This window comes from Arthrobacter sp. MYb227, from assembly GCF_002975435.1.
Classification (GTDB): Bacteria; Actinomycetota; Actinomycetes; order Actinomycetales; family Micrococcaceae; genus Paeniglutamicibacter.
The window spans coordinates 560,249-579,344 of record NZ_PCPT01000002.1; the positions used below are offsets into that span (position 1 = coordinate 560,249).

The following is a 19,096-nucleotide window of genomic DNA, read 5'->3' on the forward strand; positions in this document are numbered from 1 at the left end:
ATCATGATCAACCCAGAGATTTTTGATTTCACCTTTGATGCCTACCGCAAGTTGATTGCGGACTTCACCGAGAACGAACTGATCCCGGCAGAAAACGAGATGGTAGAGGCCGGCGCGGTTCCAGACCGTCTGGTCAAGCGCATGGCCGAGGTAGGACTCTTCGGCATCTCCATTCCACGCCGATACGGAGGACTGGAATGGAGCATGGAACAGCAGGTATTGCTGACGCTTGAATTCACCAGGGCATCGTGCGTCTACCGTTCACGATTCTCTACGGTCATCGGGTTATGCTCCCAAGCAATCCTCGACCATGGCACCGAGGATCAACGCGCCGAGTTACTTCCCCAGATGGCAGCCGGTGAACTTGTGACGGCCTTTGCACTGACCGAAGAAGGTGCAGGATCCGATGCCGCCCAATTGACCACCTCCGCGGTGCTGGAGAACAGTAATTACGTGATCAATGGCGACAAACGGTATATCACCAACGCCGGCTGGGCCGACGCCTTCGTTGTTTTCGCCCGAACAGACCAGTCGATTCCGGGAGCTAAGGGAGTTTCGGCACTGATCGTTGACGCCACGTTGCCAGGAGTATCGACCTCGCTACCCACCCGGATGAACGGCCACGCCGAAGCACCCGTTGGCGAAATTCATCTCAATAATGTATCGGTACCGGCTTCCACAATGCTCGGCGGAAGTGCAGGAGAAGGCCAAGGCCTGACCATGGCGCTACGCGGTATCAACCATGCCAGGCTCCATGTGGCGGCCACTTGCGTTGGCCAGGCAACGCGCATACTCGAGGAAATCACCAGACATGTTACGGGACGCGAACAATTCAATGCACCACTCTCAGACCTAGGTGCGGTCCAAGCAGTACTCGGCGAATGCTTTGCCGAGGTAGAAGCCGCACGCGCATTGGTTATGGAGGGTGCTCGCTCCTTTGACGAAGGAGAAGTCCCACGCCACAGGATCGCTGCTGCCAAGCTCTTTGCTTCCGAAATGGCTAGCCGCGTGGCCGATAAGTGCCTCCAACTGCTCGGCGGTGAAGGCATCGTCGGGAATCACCCGATCCCACGCATGTGGCGCGATGTGCGCGCACTGCGGATCTATGAAGGTTCCTCCCCGATTCACGAACGTAATCTTGCCGTGGCTATGATTCGACAAGGGAAGATCGACGGTCGGCTCCCGAACAGCTACCGTGTGTAGCCCTGCCAACCGGCATCGTTGGACGAGGTAAAAGGGGATAAGCGTGGAGATACGGCAGCTCGAATACTTCTTGGCCGTTGTTGAACACAACGGCGTGAATCGTGCCGCAGCACATCTACACGTGGCTCAGGCAACGATCTCTCAGGGGATCAAGCAACTCGAGCGTGAACTCAAACTTGAGCTATTTCACCGAACGGGTCGTAACGTCGTGCTGAATTCTGCGGGTCGTCTCTTGGTCGAGCCGGCCCGCAAGATTCTCAATGAGATCCTTTCGACCAAGGACGTCATGCGTGGTGCCTTAGAACTATCGGTTGGATCCATCACGATCGGTACCATGCCCGAAATGTCCAGCGAGGCAGTGGCCGCCTGGAGCGGATCGTTTACCAAACAGTATCCGGATATCCGTATTGATATGACCGAGTACGCCAACGTTGCAGAGCTTTGCGATGAGGTACTCAATGGGCATTGCGAAATTGGGTTTACCACCTTCCCGATTCCCGTTGAAAACCTACAGAAAATCCAATACGGGGTTCAGCGGATGATGCTCGTTATGCCGCCAGGAACGCCTCTGCCAGAAACTCAACCCGTCGCGCTATCCGGGCTCCAATCACTACCATTGGCCGCCAGTAATTTGGCGCACCGAGAAAATGACATCGTTGCTGCGGCACTGAGCGAACATGCGATTAACGCCCAGATACGTGCCTACGTTCCGACTCGGCATGCGCAGCTTGCCTTTGTTCTGAACGGAAGCGCGAATGCCTTCTTGCCGATTCGGCTGGCTGTTCTAGCGAAAAAACTGGGGGCAGTAGTCGTAGAGACAACACCCACGATCCGTACATCCTACGGAATCGTGCACCGGTCCGGCTCATTGAACCCTGCAGCGGAGAGCTTTATTTTGCAAAGCAAGGTGGCTTTGAATCAATGGGTTGAACTGATCAAAATGCACCAGGACGCCGGAAAATCGCTATTCGATGCGGCTCTATTGGCCGATGAAGCACTGCATGGCGTTATCTAAGAGTAATTCTCAAAACATAGGGTTTCAATTGATGAACACGCAACCAAGCATTGAAAATATTTCCACGATTCTGGTCATTGGTGCCGGAACTATGGGGCGTCAGATTGCGATGAATGCGGCATTAGCCGGATACACCACTGTCATTCAAGATATTTCCGAGGACGGGTTGGCCTCGGCTCGCACCGAACTTGAGCGATGGGCAGCCGGTCGGGTTGCCAAAGGCAAACTGACCCAGCAGAAGGTGGATGAAGCGTTGGGGCTGTTGATTTACAGCACTGATCTGGATTCGGCCGCAGTCACGGCCGATTACATTATTGAGGCGGCCACCGAACGGCTTGATATTAAGCTGCAAATCTTTGAAAAGCTCGGAGTATTGGCTCCAGCTCATGCAATTTTAGCTACCAATTCGTCAACGCTGGGTTCTTCAAAGGTTGCTCAGGCCACGGGTCGAGCCGACCGGGTCTGCAATATGCACTTCTTCAACCCGGCGTTGGTGATGAAGTGTGTTGAAGTGGTGCGCCACGAAGCTACGAGTGATGCCACGGTGGAAACTACCATGGAACTGGCACGTCGTATGGGCAAGGAACCGGTGCTGATTAACCGTGAGATCCCTGGTTTCGTTGCGAACAGACTCATGGGCGCTCTTCAGAAGGAAGCGCTATACCTAGCCGATGCTGGTATTGCCAGCCTCGAAGATATCGATACCACCGCGCGTACCGCGCTGGGACACCCGATGGGGCCATTTGAACTTATGGATCTGGTGGGACTAGACGTTGTTAATTTCATTGCTCAGGCCACCTACGCCGAAACCGGTGACGAACAGGATACGCCGAATCCTGGTATCGCATCCCTGGTTGCCGAGGGCAAACTGGGCCGCAAATCTGGTTCAGGTTTCTACGACTATCGGTAAGAAGGCAAACTACCTACGGGCGATCACGCCCCATCAAACGTTATAGTGAGGGCCCCGACAGAAAACTGTCGGGGCCCTCACTATTCAAAAAAGTGTCTGTTGACTACTTCTTCAGGTGATCAACCAACTGCGAAGCAATGCCGTTGTAGGACCCGGGGGTCAGCGCCAGCAGGCGTGCCTCGGCCTCGGTGGACAGACCCAAACCGGAGACGAATTCTTGCATGCGAGCCGCGTCAACGCGCTGGCCGCGGGTCAGGTCCTTGAGACGCTCGTAGGGGTTTTCCATGCCGTCGACGCCGGCGATGGCCTCGGCACGCATGACCATCTGGATGGCCTCGCCGAGCACCTCCCAGTTGTGATCAAGGTCGTCGGCCAACACGGCCTCGGCAACGTCAAGGCGGTCAAGGCCCTTGGCAACGTTGGAGATCGCCAGCAACGAGTGGCCAAAAGCGGTGCCGATGTTGCGCTGCGAGGAAGAGTCGGTGAGGTCACGCTGCCAGCGGCTGGTCACCAGGGTTGCACCCAGGGTGTCGAGCAGGCCGTTGGAGATCTCCAAGTTTGCCTCGGCGTTTTCGAAGCGGATCGGGTTGACCTTGTGCGGCATGGTCGAGGAGCCGGTGGCACCGGCAACCGGGATCTGCGCGAAGTAGCCGATGGAGATGTAGGACCATACATCGGTGCACAGGTTGTGCAGCACGCGGTTGAAACGTGCCATGTCCGCGTACAGCTCTGCCTGCCAGTCGTGCGACTCGATCTGGGTGGTCAGTGGGTTCCAGCTCAGGCCCAAACCTTCAACGAAGGTGCGGGAGACTTCCTGCCAGTCGGCGGACGGGACAGATGCGTAGTGGGCAGCGTAGGTACCGGTGGCGCCATTGATCTTGCCCAAGAACTCGGTCTTCTCGATGCGATCGAGCTGGCGGGTCAGGCGCCAGGCCAGTACCGCAAGTTCCTTGCCCAGCGTGGTGGGGGTTGCCGGCTGACCGTGGGTGCGTGAAAGCATCGGTACATCGCGGGACTCTTCGGCCATGCCGGTAATCTGTGCAACCAAGGCGCGTGCTGCCGGAAGCCATACATTCATGACCGCATCCTTGACGCCAAGTGCGTAGGAAAGGTTGTTGATGTCTTCGGAGGTACAACCGAAGTGAACCATAGCGGTGAGATTCTCAATGCCGATGGCCTCGAGACGGCGGGCGATGTAGTACTCGACTGCCTTCACGTCGTGAACCGTGACTGCTTCGATTTCGGCGAGCTCGGTGACCGAGGCTGCGTTGAAATCGGTCACGATGGCGCGCAATGCTGCACGCTGGTCCTCGCTCAGTGGCGAGGTACCCGGAAGGACCGAGTTGTCGGTGAGGTGGATCAGCCACTCAACTTCGACATGGACACGGTCGCGGTTCAAGGCCGCTTCGGAAAGGTGGTCAACCAATGGAGCTACTGCTGCACGGTAACGACCGTCTAGAGCACCAAGGGCGAGGGGTTCGGATGCAAGTGAAATGCGCGCGGAATCAGCCATGATGCCCATTCTTTCATGTTTTAGCAACACACGGCCGGGCGCGTGATCACTGCCACGTTCCTTGTGAACGGATTCGATGCCTTGGTACTTATCCACAGGTCGCTAGATGGCTCGCCCCGGGTGCGTATTCGTCGTCTAACCTTGCACACATCAATGCTAGGCGTACCCCCAGGGCGGGAGAAGGAGGGCGAACAATGCTTGAAGCAATTGCCGATGAGATGCTCATGCGAGTGGTGGCGACCCAAGCGGCAGTTTATAAGGCCCGGGAGCAACTGGAGCGGGTATCGCATCTGGAATGGGAATCTCCAGCGGGAAGAGCCTTTAGGGATCGTGCCATGGAGCTTGCCGGCAAGATCGCTGAGCTGGATCATCGGCTGGAAGCGGCACGCATCCAGATTTGGTCGGCACGCGCGGACCTCGCAGAACTCGAAGTGAGAATTCTTTCGGGGATTTCGGTACCGGGGAGCGGAATGCTCACCGGTACACTGCCTCCGGAACTGGACGGTGTGATCAACGTGCGGGGTAGGAGCTGACGGTGCGATGGGATATGAAAGCACCGGGGGAGTGGGAAGCATTGAATTTAGTTTCGAGGAACTTGAACGTACAGCGCTGATGCTGCGCAACGCGGCCGAAGATCTAGGGGAGGGGGCAACAAATCTCATGTATTTTCCCGAACCCTCGGCGGCGTTATTAGCAATCGCACCGGCTCGGCTGCAACTAAAACTCCTCAGCACTATGAGTGAGAACAAAATACTGGCTTCCCTCTGCGTGCTCAGAACCGCCGAAACCGGGGCCCTGATGGTCAAGGTGGCTTTATCACGCACGCTTTATGAACAGGCCGAGGCCGAGGCACAACGTTTGACTAATGCGGCGCGTGGGAAATGGCTGCCGGTGCTTTTCTTATGGGACCTGACCACCAATGCTCGTCGGCCACGGAATAAAACCATGGAAGCGCTCATCAATGAATCTCCGGAGATCATTGGCAGACTATTCCCCAGTGAGCTCAACCCCGGGGCTAATTTTCGGGATAAGGAACACGGCGGGGCCTTTGATACGACAGTTGCTCAACGGCTCTACCCAGCATTGAGCCAGAAGCTCGACAAGCTTGGTGTGGTTCAGTTGGGAACCGTAGAGGTTGCAGCGGCCAATTCTCAAAGCACGCTTAAAACCGGTGCTGGGGTGGATACCTTGCTTGAATTGCAGCACATTGCAGAACTTGAGCCGCCGGGAAGCATCCTCATCAGTACTGTGCAGGGAAGTGCAAGGCCCACTCACATTGTCACGATCCCCGGTACGCAGGACAGTGCGCTGAGGCCGGAATCCAGTATTCGGCACATTGCCGGGAGCATTCCAGCGGGGATGAGTGCGCAGAACCCCTGGGAGTTCGCTGGCATCGCCGAAGGAATGGGGTTTGGTTCTCAGCAAGTTTCGGTCGCAGTGTCCGAAGCACTTGTCGATGCTGGAGCTAAGCCCGGTGACAAGATCGTGCTCAGTGGTTACAGTCAGGGAGGAATTCATGCGGCGAATCTGGCCGGCGACACAAGGATTACCAACACCTACGAGGTAGCTTATCTACTCACCGCGGGCTCTCCGGTTGCACTTGCCGCGGTTCCCAAGTCCACACAAGCACTGCATCTTGAAGATCGTGAAGATATGGTGCCGGGAACCGACGGCTCTGATAACCCGTCGAGCATTAGTCGAGTCACCGTGTATTTTGACCACCCAGATCTCAAAATCGCTTTGAACGCGGATGGATTTGGTCCGGCTCATAAGTTGGAAAACTATCGTGATCACGGGCGCGAACTGATTGGTTCTACAGACCCGAGCATCGCCAGATCAACCGCTGAACTTTCAGCTCTTTTGGCGGGTGCCGGGAGCCTGCGTGTGCGGTCTTATGGTTTGCGCAGGATTGTGAACGAGACATCAAAACCTCAGCAGAAACCCAAGGTGAAGGGTTGGCCCATGAGGGATCCTCACCAGGGCATTCACCCAACTACCTCCGGCTGGGGGTAAAGAAACCAATAACGGCGGAGACCAAGGAAATGATCAGGGAAGCGAGTATTGCGTCCCAGAAGAAACTATCCACGTGCAAACCGTAAGAGAGGTGATCGGTGATCCATGAGGTAAGCATCAGCATTGCCGCATTGATGACGATGGCAAAAAGCCCAAGGGTCAGGCAAGTAATTGGCAATGCCAAGATTTTGATGATGGGTCGAACCAGCGCATTGACCAACCCAAAGATGAGCCCCACCGTGAGGTAGGAAAGTACAAGCCCAAGGTCGGGATTATCGACGGGAGCTGGCGTCACCTTGATGCCGGGAACGATCCATGCGGCTGCTGCCAAACCAAGTGCATTGACGATAATGCGGAGAATAAACGCGATCATTGCCCCATACTTGCATAGGTTTAGGACTCTAACCCGTCAAAACATGCATTTCTCAGTGCGTTCCCAGTATGCCGTTAGATAAGCTGTGAGAATGACCACGCAAAACTCTGTGCCCCACGATCCGGTTCAGCCACGCACCATCATTGGACGGATGCCTAAATATGCGGCTGGCAAGCCGCCGACCGAAGTTCCCGGGCTGACAGCGTTTAAGCTCTCCTCAAACGAAAACCCATTACCGCCGATTCCCGCGGTACTGGATGCAATCCGTGGCCAGATAGCAATCAACCGTTACCCGGATCCGCTGTCCACCAAACTCCGTAACGCACTTGCCGAGTTTTTGAGCGTACCTGCCGCAGATATTGTTACCGGCGCGGGATCCCTCGGGGCCCTCACGCAGATCCTTTCGACATTCGCCGGGCAGGACGATGATGGTGTGCAGGACGAGGTTGTCTTCGCATGGCGATCTTTTGAGGCCTACCCGATCGTTGTACAAACTGCCGGTGCACTTCCCGTGCAGGTTCCATTGCTCGAAGACGGTCGTCACGACCTAGAGGCCATGGCTGCGGCGGTCAATGAACGTACGTCGGTGATTTTGCTCTGCACACCAAATAATCCAACGGGCCCGATTCTCAAACGCACCGAGATACTTGATTTCATTGCCAAGGTTCCCTCAAATGTGCTCATAGTTATCGATGAGGCCTACCAAGAATTCGTGCGTGATGAAGAGGCGGTAGATGGCATCGACATTTACCGTGAGCACACGAATGTTGTTGTCTTGCGGACCTTTTCCAAGGCTCACGGTTTAGCGAATCTTCGCGTCGGCTATTCGGTAGCTCACCCCGAGGTCACCGACTACCTGCGTGTTGCAGCAACCATGTTTGCCGTCTCCTCGATCGCCGAAGACGCTGCGGTCACCTCGCTTGCCAACTATGACCAGGTTGTGGAAAGGGTACAAAGAATCGTTGATGAACGTACCCGCGTTGTTGCAGCTTTAAAGGACAGTGGATGGAATGTTCCGGCCGCCGAAGGAAACTTTGTGTGGTTGCCCTTGGGTGAAAAGACCGCCGAGTTTATGGCGCTAGCCGACGAGCAGGCACTATCGGTGCGTGGATTTGCCGGCGAAGGTGTCCGTGTGAGCATTGGTGAGGTTGAGGCAAACACTCGCTTCATCGAGCTTTGTCGGAACTATCCAAAAGGATCTTAAGTTTCCTAGGGGCTATAAGTCGTAATCAGCGACGGTTCCCCGTTAGGCTTGAATCAATAGAAACCGCTATATGCCCCATGCGGAATGCATTCCAATTGGGGCATATTTCTTTGATGTTAGGACTCACTCGGTATGACCCAAACCATGCACGAGCCTTCGGACGAAACGCTGATCCAGCTTTTAACCCCCGAAGGCGAACGCCTCTCACATGCCGAGTACGACAGCTACGTCCAAGATGTTGACGCAGAAATGCTCCGTGGCTTCTATCGCGACATGGCCCTGACTCGTCGCTTTGACCAGGAAGCAACAGCACTTCAGCGCCAGGGACAGCTAGCACTCTGGGTTCCACTGCGTGGACAGGAAGCCGCCCAGATTGGATCGGGCCGGGCCACGCGCCCGTCCGACTACATTTTCCCCACCTACCGCGAACACGGTGTGGCACTGACCCGCAACGTGGACTTCCCACAGATGCTGCGCGTTTTCCGTGGCATCTCCAATGGTGGCTGGGATCCACGGGAAAACAATTTCCACATGTACACCATGGTGCTTGCCGCTCAAATGCCGCACGCCACCGGGTACGCCATGGGAATCCAGCGCGACCAGGCCGGCTGGGACGCCAAACGCCTGGAACAAGAAGGCGAAGCGGTAGTCGCCTACTTTGGTGACGGATCCTCCACCGAGGGCGACGTCCACGAATCAATGGTCTTCGCCGCAAGCTTTAACGCACCGGTAGTCTTCTTCTGCCAAAACAACCAGTGGGCCATCTCCGTCCCATTCCATGTGCAGTCAAAGGTCCCGCTGGCAGATCGCGCGGCAGGCTACGGCTTCCCCGGCATTCGCGTTGACGGCAATGACGTACTCGCGGTCCTGGCGGTCACTCGCTGGGCGCTGGAGCGCGCCCGCCGCGGAGAAGGCCCCGTTCTTATTGAGGCAGTCACCTACCGCATGAGTGCCCACACAACCGCAGATGATCCAACCAAATACCGCTTGAGCGCCGATGAGGAAGCCTGGGTGGGACGCGACCCAATCTCCCGGCTAGAAAAATACCTGATCGACAACAACCTTGCCGATGAAGCATTCTTTGCCCAGGTCATCGAGGATGGTCACGAGATGGCAAACCGCGTTCGCGAAGAAGCCATGGCTTTCCCCGATCCAACGCTGGCTCAGTCTTTCGCCAACGTGTACGCCGAAGCGCACCCGCTGATTCAGGAAGAACTGAAATGGCACCTCGAATATGAGGCAGGATTCGCAGAAACTGCAGAGGAAGAGGCAGCCCGATGAGCACCACTATGACGCTGGCCAAGGCCATTACCGCGGGACTGGATCAGGTCCTTGCCAACAACCCCAAATCATTGCTGATCGGTGAGGACATTGGACGCCTTGGTGGCGTGTACCGTGTCACCGACGGACTGATCGACACCTACGGGGCGGATCGGGTCATCGATTCCCCGCTGGGTGAAGCCGGAATCATTGGTAGCTGCATTGGCATGGCCATCCGCGGGTACTCACCGATCGCCGAAATCCAGTTCGACGGCTTCGTCTTCCCGGCCTTCAACCAGATCACCACCCAGCTGGCCAAAATGCGTGCCCGCTCCGAGGGCCGCTTCGGGGCACCGGTTGTCATTCGTATTCCGTACGGTGGCGGCATCGGATCCATCGAGCACCACTCCGAATCCCCGGAAGCACTCTTTGCGCACACCGCCGGCTTGCGCATTATGACTCCGTCTAACGCACACGATGCCTACTGGATGATCCAGCAGGCTGCCGAGTGCCAAGATCCGGTGATCTTCTTTGAACCTAAACGCCGCTACTGGCTCAAGGGCGAGGTAGACACAGTCAACCCGGCCCCCGATGCCTTCAAGGCACAGGTCATTCGCCCGGGTGATGACGCAACAATTGTCACCTACGGCCCACTGGTCCCCGTAGCACTTGCCGCGGCCGAGGCAGCGCTAGAGGACGGCCGCTCCATCGAGGTCATTGACCTGCGCTCGGTATCACCCATTGATTTTGACACCATCACCGAATCAGTAGAAAAGACTGGCCGACTAATCGTCACCCATGAGGCACCAACCTTTGGTGGCCTCGGTGGAGAAATCGCCGCGCGCATCACCGAACGTGCGTTCCTTTCACTCGAAGCCCCGGTCATCCGTGTTGGCGGATTCCACATGCCGTACCCGGTGGCAAAGGTCGAGGAACAATACCTACCGGATATCGACAAGGTACTCGAAGCACTAGACCGTTCCTTCGCTTACTAAAAACTTCACTTTTACTCCCCGGCGTCCTGCGCCACAGACCGCATCAAAGTTCCTGCAAGGAGACCAACGATGAGCACCTTTAATCTTCCCGACGTCGGCGAAGGCCTCACCGAGGCCGAAATCGTCAGCTGGAAAGTCAAGCCAGGGGACACCGTGGCCATCAACCAGGTATTTGCGGAAATTGAAACCGCAAAATCCCTTGTTGAATTGCCGAGCCCCTATGCGGGAGTTGTACGCGAACTTCATGCCGCCGAGGGCGAAACCCTCGCGGTGGGAGCACCACTGTTCAGCGTTGACGAGGTCGGTAGCAAACCGGCGCCCATGCCGCATGTGCCAGACGTTGAAGACATCGCCACCTCAGATACCCCAGTGGCATCCGAGATGCCTGGCCCACTTGTCGGCTCCGGTCCCAAAGCAGATGCCGTGAAGCGTCGTGCCCGAGTGTCGCGTCCGGCACCGGCTCCCGCCACCTCGGGCCGACCGGCACCGGCTCCGGCTGCCGCGCCCACAACTCCTGCGGCACTTGCCGACACCATCTCACGCCGCGCAACCGAACTTGGTGCCGCAGGCACCCGGCTGACGGCAGCGGCCAAGCCAGCCGTAGCCGCCCTGGTAAACCGTGTGTTGGCCAAGCCACCGGTACGCAAGGTAGCCAAGGAACTCGGTGTGGATCTCACCCAGGTCATCGGCACCGGCGGGGCCGGAGAGATCACCCGCGAGGATGTGTTCTCCTACCAAGCACAGCGTGAAGCCGAACGCGATGCAGCCCCAACGTTCTGGTCCTCCTCGGATAAGGAATTGGATAACCGGATCATTCGCACCCCGGTGCGTGGCGTGCGCAAGGCAACCGCCAAGGCCATGGTTGATTCGGCATTTACCGCGCCGCACGTTTCAATCTTTGTTGACGTTGATGCTTCGCGAACCATGGAGTACGTGGCACGTCTGAAGAAGAGCCGCGACTTTGAAGGCATTCGTGTTTCACCGTTGTTGGTGCTGGCCAAGGCCGTCATCTGGGCAGCGGCCCGCAACCCATCGGTCAACGCCTCCTGGGTGGAGACCGAAAACGGTGCCGAGATTCAGGTGAAGCACTTCATGAACCTTGGTATTGCCGCGGCAACCCCGCGCGGGCTGATGGTGCCAAACATCAAGGAAGCTCAGGATCTCTCAATGCGCGAACTCGCCATTGCCCTGAATGACCTTGCCGAAACCGCTCGCGCCGGAAAGACTTCCCCGGCAGATATGAACGGTGGCACCCTGACTGTGACAAATATTGGTGTGCTTGGCATCGATACGGGTACCCCGATCATCAACCCGGGTGAGGTAGCAATCGTTGCCTTTGGCACCATTCGCCAGAAGCCGTGGGTTGTTGACGGTGAGGTAGTTCCGCGCTGGATCACCACGCTTGGCGGATCGTTCGACCACCGTGTTGTGGACGGCGATCTCTCCGCCCGCTTCATGGCGGACGTTGCGGCGATCATGGAAGAACCTGCCTTGTTGCTTGACTAAGGGTGGCGCCTTTTAGGCGCAGATGAAATCCCAGTGTGTCCGATGGAAATTTCATCGGACACACGGGGGTTTTGCGTATGCACCTCAATAGCTGAATTCTCCGAGGTGTTATTGATTCGTTTTGAATTAGTGCTTGGAAGAGGACGCCCGCCAAGGCATATTGGGTGAAGATAGTGTTTTGTCCACCCAGCACTCGCGCTGAAAGAACAAAAATCATGAACCTCACGACAACACGTAAGCAGGGGCTTTCGCTCTGTCTAACCTCGCTTGCCGCTTTTGCCTTGCTCACCGGTTGTACATCCACCCCGCCGGACGGGGCGGCAAGCACCCCACCGGCCAGCGAAGCGCCACCAAGTACCTCACCGGCTCCCACACAAACCTCGAATCCCAGTGCGACTCCGTCCTCCACTGATTCACCACAGCCCTCGGTAACGCCGGTTGAAACTTCCTCGCTGCTAGAACCCATTGATACAAGTTCGTGGAAAACTTTCAAAACCTTTGGCGTGCAATTTAGTTACCCGGCAGGATGGCACGTGAAAGCCGAAGACTGCAAGGGCTGCGATCCAGAAACACATGAAAATCCCTTTGAACCTTGGGAAGTGATCTCCGAGAACGGAATCGATACCCTTAGTTTCGCCGCAAATACGGCGATGGATACGGATGGAGACGTGAACACCTACAAGCGCACCGAGCTTGAACGCACGCCAGTTCCCGGTTCCTTGTCCAAAGACACCCTGCTGGTCGCCGAACATCAGGTCCGTACCTCCGCCGAGGATGGTGCAACCGAATCAAAGCTTGAGGTTTTCCTGATTGATGCGGAAGTCTATGCCCAACGCACCGAAAATCCGGAACTAGATTATTTCTTTCCAAAGGCCGAGCACTGGGCAATGTTGCATAGTCAGGACGACTTTATCGAAAGCTTCGGGGTGGATGAGGATCGGGTAAGTCTCGAGCAAGCCAAGAAGATTCTTGCAACACCGGAGTATGCCAGGCTACGTGCAATATTGCTGAGCACCAAGGCCCTCTAAATAGCAGGTGTCGCCGAAATACAGCACCAGAGGTCCACAAGTATGTGTCCGGCAGCTCTCCTTCATTGAACTTGTGGAGAGTTGCCGGACAATTACGCGTAGCGCCTAGAACTAGCGGATGATGCGCAGGTGCCGCAGCTGGCGTTTCACTGCGGGATAGTAGCCTTCGAGATAACCGGTGGGGGTCGGGTGGAGGTTAAACGGATCGGTGACGTTGACGGCGTTGAAATAGATCCATGGTGCCACCGAGCCCAGGCCGTGCCGGAGGAAAGCACCTGTCACCGGGATGAATCGTGCGCTGGTTCGTACGGTGGCCCGGCGAATTGCTAGGTTGAGCATGTCATCGAGGGCGTTGAGCTGTTTCGCGCGTTTGGCGGTGATCAAGGGCTGGTTCCCGTTGGTGGTGCTGAAGAGCCGTGGATAGCCAAGAACCAGAATCTTGCCCGGGGTGGCTGCGTCAAGGGCCCGTAGGGTTTTGTTTGCCGAGGCACCGACGGCCGGGATCGCCATGATGCCGGCAATCAGAGCCCGGTTGCAGGCAGCATCGGAACCCAAGGTGCTACAGGCCATGACCAGTCCGCGGGTGTCCAGGTCATTGGCTCCGAGGGTCAGCGTGACCAGATCGGCGGTGGCAAGCTGGGGCTTGATGGCACCGACGATTTCCGCGATGTCCTTGGTGGTGGCCCCGGCGCAGGAAGCATCAAGGCTCAACGTGATGTTTTTTAGGGCGTCGATCTTGCTCACGTGCGTTGGCCCGGTTCCGCGCAGGCAGTTGGGGATCGTGGCCGGAGCTAACGTTCCGGAGCCGAACCCTGCCGAATACGAATCACCGAGGTTTACATAGTTGATGCTCTTGTCATGCGAGGTGTGCGCGGACGGGGTCACGGTGCTTGCCGCCGAGGCCGGTGCAATGCCGGATACCAACATGGCACCAGCTGCCGCCAGGGTGCCAAGGATGGTGAGGAAACGGATCTTCTTGGTGCGAGCCATGGGAACGGCTCCTATCTCATGAATTTGGTGCATGATCCACGTGCACCGCGTGCCCGGCACCTTGGCCGGGAGATAGGTTGCAGACGCGCCGTAAGGAGCGCCGATGCGTGGTTCCCCCCGAACCAAACCGCGCCCGAAGTCGTTTCGGTGGCGGTGCGAGAAGATGAATGCGCTCACTTAGGGGCATTCACGTAACGCAAAGTCTACGGCCAGGAGAGCAAGGAAAATCGCCGTGGGAGCGCCGAAGAATAGTAGCGCTGCGGAGTCGATACTATTGGTAAGGTACCAACAAGAATCCCTAGGGGGAAAGAACCACGATGCCACAGCCATACATCAAGATCTGTGGGCTTTCCACACACGAAGCCGTCCAGGCCGCAGTTGACGCGGGGGCCGACGCCGTAGGATTCGTTTTTGCTCCGGGAAGTCCACGCACCGTGGCTCCCGAGTTGGTACAAATCCTGATTGCTATGGTTCCCGAGGGTATTGAAACCGTTGGAGTTTTCCGTAACCAGCCAATTGATGAAGTTCTAGATCTTGCGCGGCGTTCTGGAGTCGGCACCATTCAGCTGCACGGCACCGAGCCCTATACGGAACTTGAAGCGGCCGTAAACGCCGGCTTTGCTACGTTGCGTGCCTTTTCCATCGATGACTACCACGCTCTTGAAACAACCGAACGAAAACGTTGGGAAACCGGACGGATTTTGCTTGACGCGGTTGAGCCAGGAGCCGGTGTCACCTTTGATGCGAGCAAACTTCTAGAGACCCCGCCATCGGGCATGTGGATTCTTGCCGGTGGTTTGAACCCAGTGAACGTTGCGCAGCTAATGACCCAGCTGAAGCCGGCGGGTGTTGATGTTTCATCTGGTGTTGAATCAATCCGTGGGGTCAAAGACGTAGAGCTGATCCGCGAGTTTATTGTTGCTGCGCGATCCGCGGAGTAGAGCGCTTCGCCTAGCTGGAAGTTGGCTTGTGCGGAGCACCTGAATGGTGCCGTACTAGGTCCTGCCGCGCCTTGTGTCGTCTGTATTCATGCCACGTCAAAATCGTTACGGCAATATCGAAGATGGTCAGTGCCCACAATCCAGCGGTGGGTGCAACAACAAGTTCGTAGCCTTGGTACACAATGAACGCCAGAAGCATTCCAATCATCCAGGGATAAGCCCAATACTGTTTGAGCAGCAAGGCCACCACCAACACCACTTTGACCACCCCATGAATCAGCAGGTACACCGCGGCAAAGGCGATTCCCTGATCCGTGAGACCACTTGCAACGTGCAAGAGATGAGTTGCAATAAAGTCGCTTGGATCTTCGGATAATTCTTCTCTGGTCAGTAGCACCACCAGATTGTTCAATGCTCCGGGCGAAGCAAACAGCAATAATATTCCGCCGATGATTTCAACCAGCCCGTCTAGACCCTTGGCAAAGATTCCTACCCAGAAAAAGCGTCCCCACCAGTCAAGATTTTTCATACGGCTTCCACCATGAGTGATTTGAGGCGTTGTGCTGGAGCTTCTGAGCGGGCCATGAGGATAATCCTAAGCCCGACTCCTAAGAGCGCAAGACTTCGGGCGCCGCGGCAAGCAAGGCTCGTGTGTAGGGGTGCGCCGGAGCGGTAAAAACTTCCTCGGTAGGCCCGGATTCGACGAGGGCTCCCCTACGCATCACCACAACGTCATCACTCATATGCCGTGCAACAGATAGATCATGGGTAATAAACACGTAGGAAAGCCCTAGCTGCCGCTGCAGATCATCGAGTAGGTCAAGAACTTGCGCCTGGATGGATACATCGAGGGCAGAGACAGGCTCGTCGCAGATCAGCACGCGGGGATTGGGTGCAAGAGCCCGGGCAATGGCCAAGCGTTGCCGTTGCCCGCCCGATAGCGTCGCTGGATTTCGGGTGATGAACCCGGATTCCAGCCCCACAAGGTTGAGCAATTCCTTGATGCGGGTGAGGTGTTTGCGTGAACTCCGAGTCGCCCCAAAACTCAAGGCATCGGCAAGGAGCTGGCCAACATTGAAACGCGGATCAAACGAGGAGAGCGGATCTTGATAAATAGCACCAAGTTGCGGACGTCGCGGGCGGCGCTGGGCTTCGGAAAGTTTGCTCCACGGGGAACCAAAGAGTGTCACGGCACCGGTATCTGGTTTCAAAAGTCCCAGCACCATGCGGGCCGTGGTTGTCTTTCCGGAACCGGATTCTCCGATAACGCTAAGGGTCTTGCCGGGTAAAAGTTCAAAGCTTGCCTTATGAACGGCGGTGAAACTCGCGCCGTTTGGCATCTTGAAGCTCTTCGAGAGGTTATGGGCAGTAAGTACCGGGTAGCGGGGCTCGTCCGGTGCCACAGCAACCTGAGGTGTGGGCTCCAGTCCGGGAACCTTGATGAGAGGTTGTACGGAAAGCCGTGTATGGCGTGGCTTCCCGGCAGGCACGGCGGCTAGCAAACGTTGGGTGTAGGGATGTTGAGGATTGCCAAGGACCTGCTCGGCGGAACCGGATTCGAGGATCCGGCCATTGTGCATCACGGCAATATCATCGGCAACCCGTGACACAGCGGCTAGATCGTGGCTAATGAGCAACATTCCCGAACCTTGCTGGCGCAAAGCTCCCAACAGGTCTAATACCTGGGCCGCGATTGTTGCATCAAGCGCCGTTGTGGGTTCATCGGCAATGATCAGTCCCGGTTCCAACGCGATCGCCGAGGCAATGAGCGCACGTTGGCGCATGCCCCCGGATAACTCGCCGGAGAGCTGCCCTGCACGCACTTCCGGGTCATCGAGGCCCACGGACATGAGAAGTTCAATGACCCGTTCGGCACGAGTCGTGGGGGATAGCTGCGTATGGATGCGCAGGGCATCATCTATTTCTCGCCCGATCTTGCGCAATGGATCAAGTGAGGTCAGTGCGTCCTGGAGGATGAATCCAAGGTCCTTGCCGCGCAGGTTACGCCACGTACGTTGATTCAAAGACAGGAGATCTGTTCCCTTGAAAGCAAGGGTTTGAGCAGAAACCTTGGAATGCTTTCCGGCCAAGCCAATGAGGGAACGCGCGGTCACCGATTTTCCGGAACCAGATTCACCCACTAAGGCCAAACACGAACCTGGGGTGAGCGTGAAGGAAACATTTTGCACCACGTGGTGGTGGCCAAAAGAAACGTTGAGGTTCTTCACCTCGAGCAATGGCACCTGAGGTGAAATCAAGACTTCTCTCCCTGATTGAGCACTCGTGAAAGTACTGTAGCGGCCGCGGCTACCAGCACGATGGCAAGGCCAGGGAAGAACGTCATCCACCAGGCCAACGACAAATAGGTACGCCCGGCAGATAGCATTGCACCCCATTCGGGTGCCGGTGGTGGAGCCCCCAAACCCAAGAAACTGAGCGATGCGGCCCAAACAACTGCCTGGCCCAAGCCTAAAGTGCCAAGCACCGCAATGGGGGTCAACGCATTGGGTAATAAATGCGTGGTGAGGATCTTGGCGCGGCTGCGACCCAGTACCGTTGCCGCCTCAACCATGGGTGAATGACGTAGTGTCAGTAACTGGCCACGGATCAGCCGTGCGTAACCGGGAGCCGTGGTGAGGCCGACGGCGATAATGGTGGTGCCAACTCCCGGACCCGCCAAGGCAATGAATACCAGCGCCAGCAGCAGACCAGGTAGTGCGAAGAGTACCTCAAGGATGCGCCCGACTCCGGCGTCGAGCCAACGTCCACCAAAGCCGGCAAGCGTGCCAAGGATCAGCGCCAAACCAACACCTATTGCTGTGGCGGCGGCGCCAATGAGCAGCGAGGGTCTTGCCCCATAAATAATCCGCGAATAAATATCACGCCCGGATTCATCGGTGCCAAGCAGGTGCCCGGGGCCCGGCGGGGAGAACGAATCGGCTGGGTTAATGGCCAGCGGATCAAAGGGGGCTAGCCATGAGGGGGCGATCGCTGCAAGGGTGAAGAACCCCAGGACAAGCACCGGGAACACGAGCTTGAGCCGATGCTTCCACACTCCAGTTCCGGAACCGGTTGAGCGGGCGGCGTGTGGACTGAGAACCGGATCACCGGGGGTGAGTTGTTGTAAATGTGAACTCATGAGGCACGCATCCTGGGATCTGCAATTCGTTCGGCCAGATCGGAGAAGGCCATGATGATCACGTAAGCCGCCGCAGAAAGTAGGGCAACACCTGTGACCATTGGAACATCGCGGGCCGTGACGGCCGAGAGTAAGCTGCGGCCCAAACCCGGACGCGCAAAAATTGCTTCGACAACTACTGCACCGGAGAGTAAAGAGCCAAAGGCCCACCCGGACAGGGCAATGCCGGGCAACGCGGCATGACGTAGCGCGTGACGCAACATCACCCCTCCCTCACTTTCGCCGCGGGCACGCGCGGAAAGAGCAAAGGCTGAAGTATGGGCATCGAGCATTGAATCGCGCATGACCTGGCCCAAGAACCCTGCCAAAGGCAGTGCAAGTGTTGTCACCGGGAGTACTAACCCGGTGGCGCTTTGGGTGCTGACCGGTGGGAACCATCCAAGGGAAGTGGAAAAGAGCATGATCAGCACGCTGGCTAGCCAAAAGTGTGGGACGGCTGCCGAAACAATCTCAAGTCCCGAGGCCAACGCGCGTCCCACGGGTCCACTGCGGATCGAGGCCATGGCAACAAACAACGCAATGATCCATGCAACGATCAACGAGAGCACTGCAAGAGTAATTGTCGGTGGAACTAGTTCGGTGAGCACCTCGGCCACCGGAGATTTGAGTGAGTACGAGGTTCCCAAGTCTCCCGTGACAAGCCGTAGGAGCTGAGAAAAATACTGAACTACCAGCGGCTGATCTAACCCATAGTCCGCGCGGGCCTGAGCCAAGGCTTCGGCCGAAGCCTGCGAGCCGGGGCCACCCATGATGGCCTCGGCCGGGTCTCCGGGAATCATCCGGATACCAAAGAAAATTGCCGTGGCAACGGCCCAAAGCACAAAGACCCCGCCGCCGAATTTTCCCAGCACCCAGTAGGCGGCTCGAGAGAGCCGCCGTACCGGTTTGGTGTGTGTGCCGGGAGTCATCGCGAAGCGGGGGGACCTTGTTCTTGGTGTTGTAGAGC

General features: G+C 57.0%; 18 protein-coding genes. 11 read left to right on the forward strand and 7 right to left on the reverse strand.

Annotation, left to right across the window (positions count from 1 at the left end):
• The first annotated feature begins 3 nt into the window (after window positions 1-3).
• From CQ018_RS06450 to CQ018_RS06460, 3 genes are read left to right on the forward strand one after another with little or no spacing between them, the layout of a single operon-like run.
• Complete coding sequence (locus CQ018_RS06450; protein ID WP_105549155.1) at window positions 4-1,203, forward strand: acyl-CoA dehydrogenase family protein; 1,200 nt, start codon at window positions 4-6, stop codon at window positions 1,201-1,203.
• 43 nt (window positions 1,204-1,246) lie between these two features.
• The gene (locus CQ018_RS06455) at window positions 1,247-2,218 is read left to right on the forward strand and encodes a LysR family transcriptional regulator (RefSeq protein WP_105549156.1); all 972 of its coding nucleotides are present in this window, start codon (window positions 1,247-1,249) and stop codon (window positions 2,216-2,218) included.
• Between the two features lie 31 nt (window positions 2,219-2,249).
• Complete coding sequence (locus CQ018_RS06460) at window positions 2,250-3,128, forward strand: 3-hydroxyacyl-CoA dehydrogenase family protein (RefSeq protein ID WP_105549157.1); 879 nt, start codon at window positions 2,250-2,252, stop codon at window positions 3,126-3,128.
• A gap of 103 nt (window positions 3,129-3,231) precedes the next feature.
• Here the strand turns inward: CQ018_RS06460 and purB are convergent, their stop codons facing one another.
• A complete protein-coding gene (gene purB, locus CQ018_RS06465; protein ID WP_105549344.1) occupies window positions 3,232-4,641 on the reverse strand; it encodes an adenylosuccinate lyase in 1,410 nt (469 codons plus the stop codon).
• Between the two features lie 194 nt (window positions 4,642-4,835).
• Here purB and CQ018_RS06470 point away from each other — a divergent pair, with 194 nt between their 5' ends.
• The gene (locus CQ018_RS06470; protein ID WP_105549158.1) at window positions 4,836-5,174 is read left to right on the forward strand and encodes a hypothetical protein; all 339 of its coding nucleotides are present in this window, start codon (window positions 4,836-4,838) and stop codon (window positions 5,172-5,174) included.
• 7 nt (window positions 5,175-5,181) lie between these two features.
• Window positions 5,182-6,654: a hypothetical protein gene (locus CQ018_RS06475; RefSeq protein ID WP_105549159.1), complete on the forward strand. Its 1,473-nt coding sequence runs from the start codon at window positions 5,182-5,184 to the stop codon at window positions 6,652-6,654.
• On the opposite strand, the gene CQ018_RS06480 is transcribed toward CQ018_RS06475, so the two are convergent.
• The gene (locus tag CQ018_RS06480; protein ID WP_105549160.1) at window positions 6,635-7,027 is read right to left on the reverse strand and encodes a phage holin family protein; all 393 of its coding nucleotides are present in this window, start codon (window positions 7,025-7,027) and stop codon (window positions 6,635-6,637) included. The genes CQ018_RS06475 and CQ018_RS06480 overlap by 20 nt on opposite strands.
• A gap of 91 nt (window positions 7,028-7,118) precedes the next feature.
• Here CQ018_RS06480 and CQ018_RS06485 point away from each other — a divergent pair, with 91 nt between their 5' ends.
• The 5 genes from CQ018_RS06485 (at window position 7,119) to CQ018_RS06505 (ending at window position 13,020) form a co-directional block, all read left to right on the forward strand.
• Window positions 7,119-8,231 carry a histidinol-phosphate transaminase gene (locus CQ018_RS06485; protein WP_105549161.1) on the forward strand — a complete coding sequence of 371 codons (1,113 nt, stop codon included), beginning with the start codon at window positions 7,119-7,121 and terminating at the stop codon, window positions 8,229-8,231.
• A gap of 132 nt (window positions 8,232-8,363) precedes the next feature.
• Window positions 8,364-9,512, forward strand: coding sequence for a pyruvate dehydrogenase (acetyl-transferring) E1 component subunit alpha (gene pdhA / locus CQ018_RS06490; protein ID WP_105549162.1), 1,149 nt, complete (start codon window positions 8,364-8,366; stop codon window positions 9,510-9,512).
• The gene (locus CQ018_RS06495) at window positions 9,509-10,486 is read left to right on the forward strand and encodes an alpha-ketoacid dehydrogenase subunit beta (RefSeq protein WP_105549163.1); all 978 of its coding nucleotides are present in this window, start codon (window positions 9,509-9,511) and stop codon (window positions 10,484-10,486) included. The genes pdhA and CQ018_RS06495 overlap by 4 nt, the downstream gene beginning before the upstream one ends.
• A gap of 69 nt (window positions 10,487-10,555) precedes the next feature.
• Window positions 10,556-11,992 (forward strand): dihydrolipoamide acetyltransferase family protein, encoded by a 1,437-nt coding sequence (locus CQ018_RS06500; protein WP_105549164.1) that lies wholly within the window; start codon window positions 10,556-10,558, stop codon window positions 11,990-11,992.
• Window positions 11,993-12,207: 215 nt separating this feature from the next.
• Complete coding sequence (locus CQ018_RS06505; RefSeq protein ID WP_105549165.1) at window positions 12,208-13,020, forward strand: hypothetical protein; 813 nt, start codon at window positions 12,208-12,210, stop codon at window positions 13,018-13,020.
• A gap of 111 nt (window positions 13,021-13,131) precedes the next feature.
• Here CQ018_RS06505 and CQ018_RS06510 read toward each other — a convergent pair whose 3' ends face one another.
• Window positions 13,132-14,010, reverse strand: coding sequence for an SGNH/GDSL hydrolase family protein (locus tag CQ018_RS06510; protein WP_181149765.1), 879 nt, complete (start codon window positions 14,008-14,010; stop codon window positions 13,132-13,134).
• A 317-nt stretch (window positions 14,011-14,327) separates the two neighbouring features.
• Between CQ018_RS06510 and CQ018_RS06515 the strand changes: the two genes are divergently transcribed.
• A complete protein-coding gene (locus tag CQ018_RS06515) occupies window positions 14,328-14,951 on the forward strand; it encodes a phosphoribosylanthranilate isomerase (protein ID WP_105549167.1) in 624 nt (207 codons plus the stop codon).
• Window positions 14,952-14,961: 10 nt separating this feature from the next.
• On the opposite strand, the gene CQ018_RS06520 is transcribed toward CQ018_RS06515, so the two are convergent.
• The 4 genes from CQ018_RS06520 to CQ018_RS06535 form a co-directional block, all read right to left on the reverse strand.
• Complete coding sequence (locus CQ018_RS06520; protein ID WP_105549168.1) at window positions 14,962-15,480, reverse strand: DUF2127 domain-containing protein; 519 nt, start codon at window positions 15,478-15,480, stop codon at window positions 14,962-14,964.
• Window positions 15,481-15,559: 79 nt separating this feature from the next.
• Entirely contained in the window at window positions 15,560-17,209 is a 1,650-nt protein-coding gene (locus tag CQ018_RS06525; protein ID WP_308729021.1) for an ABC transporter ATP-binding protein, read from the reverse strand.
• Window positions 17,206-18,090 (reverse strand): ABC transporter permease, encoded by an 885-nt coding sequence (locus tag CQ018_RS06530; protein ID WP_105549169.1) that lies wholly within the window; start codon window positions 18,088-18,090, stop codon window positions 17,206-17,208. Before CQ018_RS06530 ends, CQ018_RS06525 begins: the two co-directional genes overlap by 4 nt.
• Window positions 18,087-19,058, reverse strand: a complete 972-nt coding sequence (locus CQ018_RS06535; RefSeq protein ID WP_105549170.1) for an ABC transporter permease — start codon at window positions 19,056-19,058, stop codon at window positions 18,087-18,089. Before CQ018_RS06535 ends, CQ018_RS06530 begins: the two co-directional genes overlap by 4 nt.
• Between the last annotated feature and the right edge of the window lie 38 nt (window positions 19,059-19,096).

Coding starts and splice junctions, on each gene's coding strand:
- CQ018_RS06505 (WP_105549165.1), top strand. CDS start 12,208: ATGAACCTCACGACAACACGTAAGCAGGGGCTTTCGCTCTGTCTAACC.
- pdhA (WP_105549162.1), top strand. CDS start 8,364: ATGACCCAAACCATGCACGAGCCTTCGGACGAAACGCTGATCCAGCTT.
- CQ018_RS06520 (WP_105549168.1), bottom strand. CDS start 15,480: ATGAAAAATCTTGACTGGTGGGGACGCTTTTTCTGGGTAGGAATCTTT.
- CQ018_RS06485 (WP_105549161.1), top strand. CDS start 7,119: ATGACCACGCAAAACTCTGTGCCCCACGATCCGGTTCAGCCACGCACC.
- CQ018_RS06470 (WP_105549158.1), top strand. CDS start 4,836: ATGCTTGAAGCAATTGCCGATGAGATGCTCATGCGAGTGGTGGCGACC.
- CQ018_RS06495 (WP_105549163.1), top strand. CDS start 9,509: ATGAGCACCACTATGACGCTGGCCAAGGCCATTACCGCGGGACTGGAT.
- CQ018_RS06480 (WP_105549160.1), bottom strand. CDS start 7,027: ATGATCGCGTTTATTCTCCGCATTATCGTCAATGCACTTGGTTTGGCA.
- CQ018_RS06500 (WP_105549164.1), top strand. CDS start 10,556: ATGAGCACCTTTAATCTTCCCGACGTCGGCGAAGGCCTCACCGAGGCC.
- purB (WP_105549344.1), bottom strand. CDS start 4,641: ATGGCTGATTCCGCGCGCATTTCACTTGCATCCGAACCCCTCGCCCTT.
- CQ018_RS06475 (WP_105549159.1), top strand. CDS start 5,182: ATGGGATATGAAAGCACCGGGGGAGTGGGAAGCATTGAATTTAGTTTC.
- CQ018_RS06530 (WP_105549169.1), bottom strand. CDS start 18,090: ATGAGTTCACATTTACAACAACTCACCCCCGGTGATCCGGTTCTCAGT.
- CQ018_RS06515 (WP_105549167.1), top strand. CDS start 14,328: ATGCCACAGCCATACATCAAGATCTGTGGGCTTTCCACACACGAAGCC.
- CQ018_RS06460 (WP_105549157.1), top strand. CDS start 2,250: ATGAACACGCAACCAAGCATTGAAAATATTTCCACGATTCTGGTCATT.
- CQ018_RS06510 (WP_181149765.1), bottom strand. CDS start 14,010: ATGGCTCGCACCAAGAAGATCCGTTTCCTCACCATCCTTGGCACCCTG.
- CQ018_RS06450 (WP_105549155.1), top strand. CDS start 4: ATGATCAACCCAGAGATTTTTGATTTCACCTTTGATGCCTACCGCAAG.
- CQ018_RS06535 (WP_105549170.1), bottom strand. CDS start 19,058: ATGACTCCCGGCACACACACCAAACCGGTACGGCGGCTCTCTCGAGCC.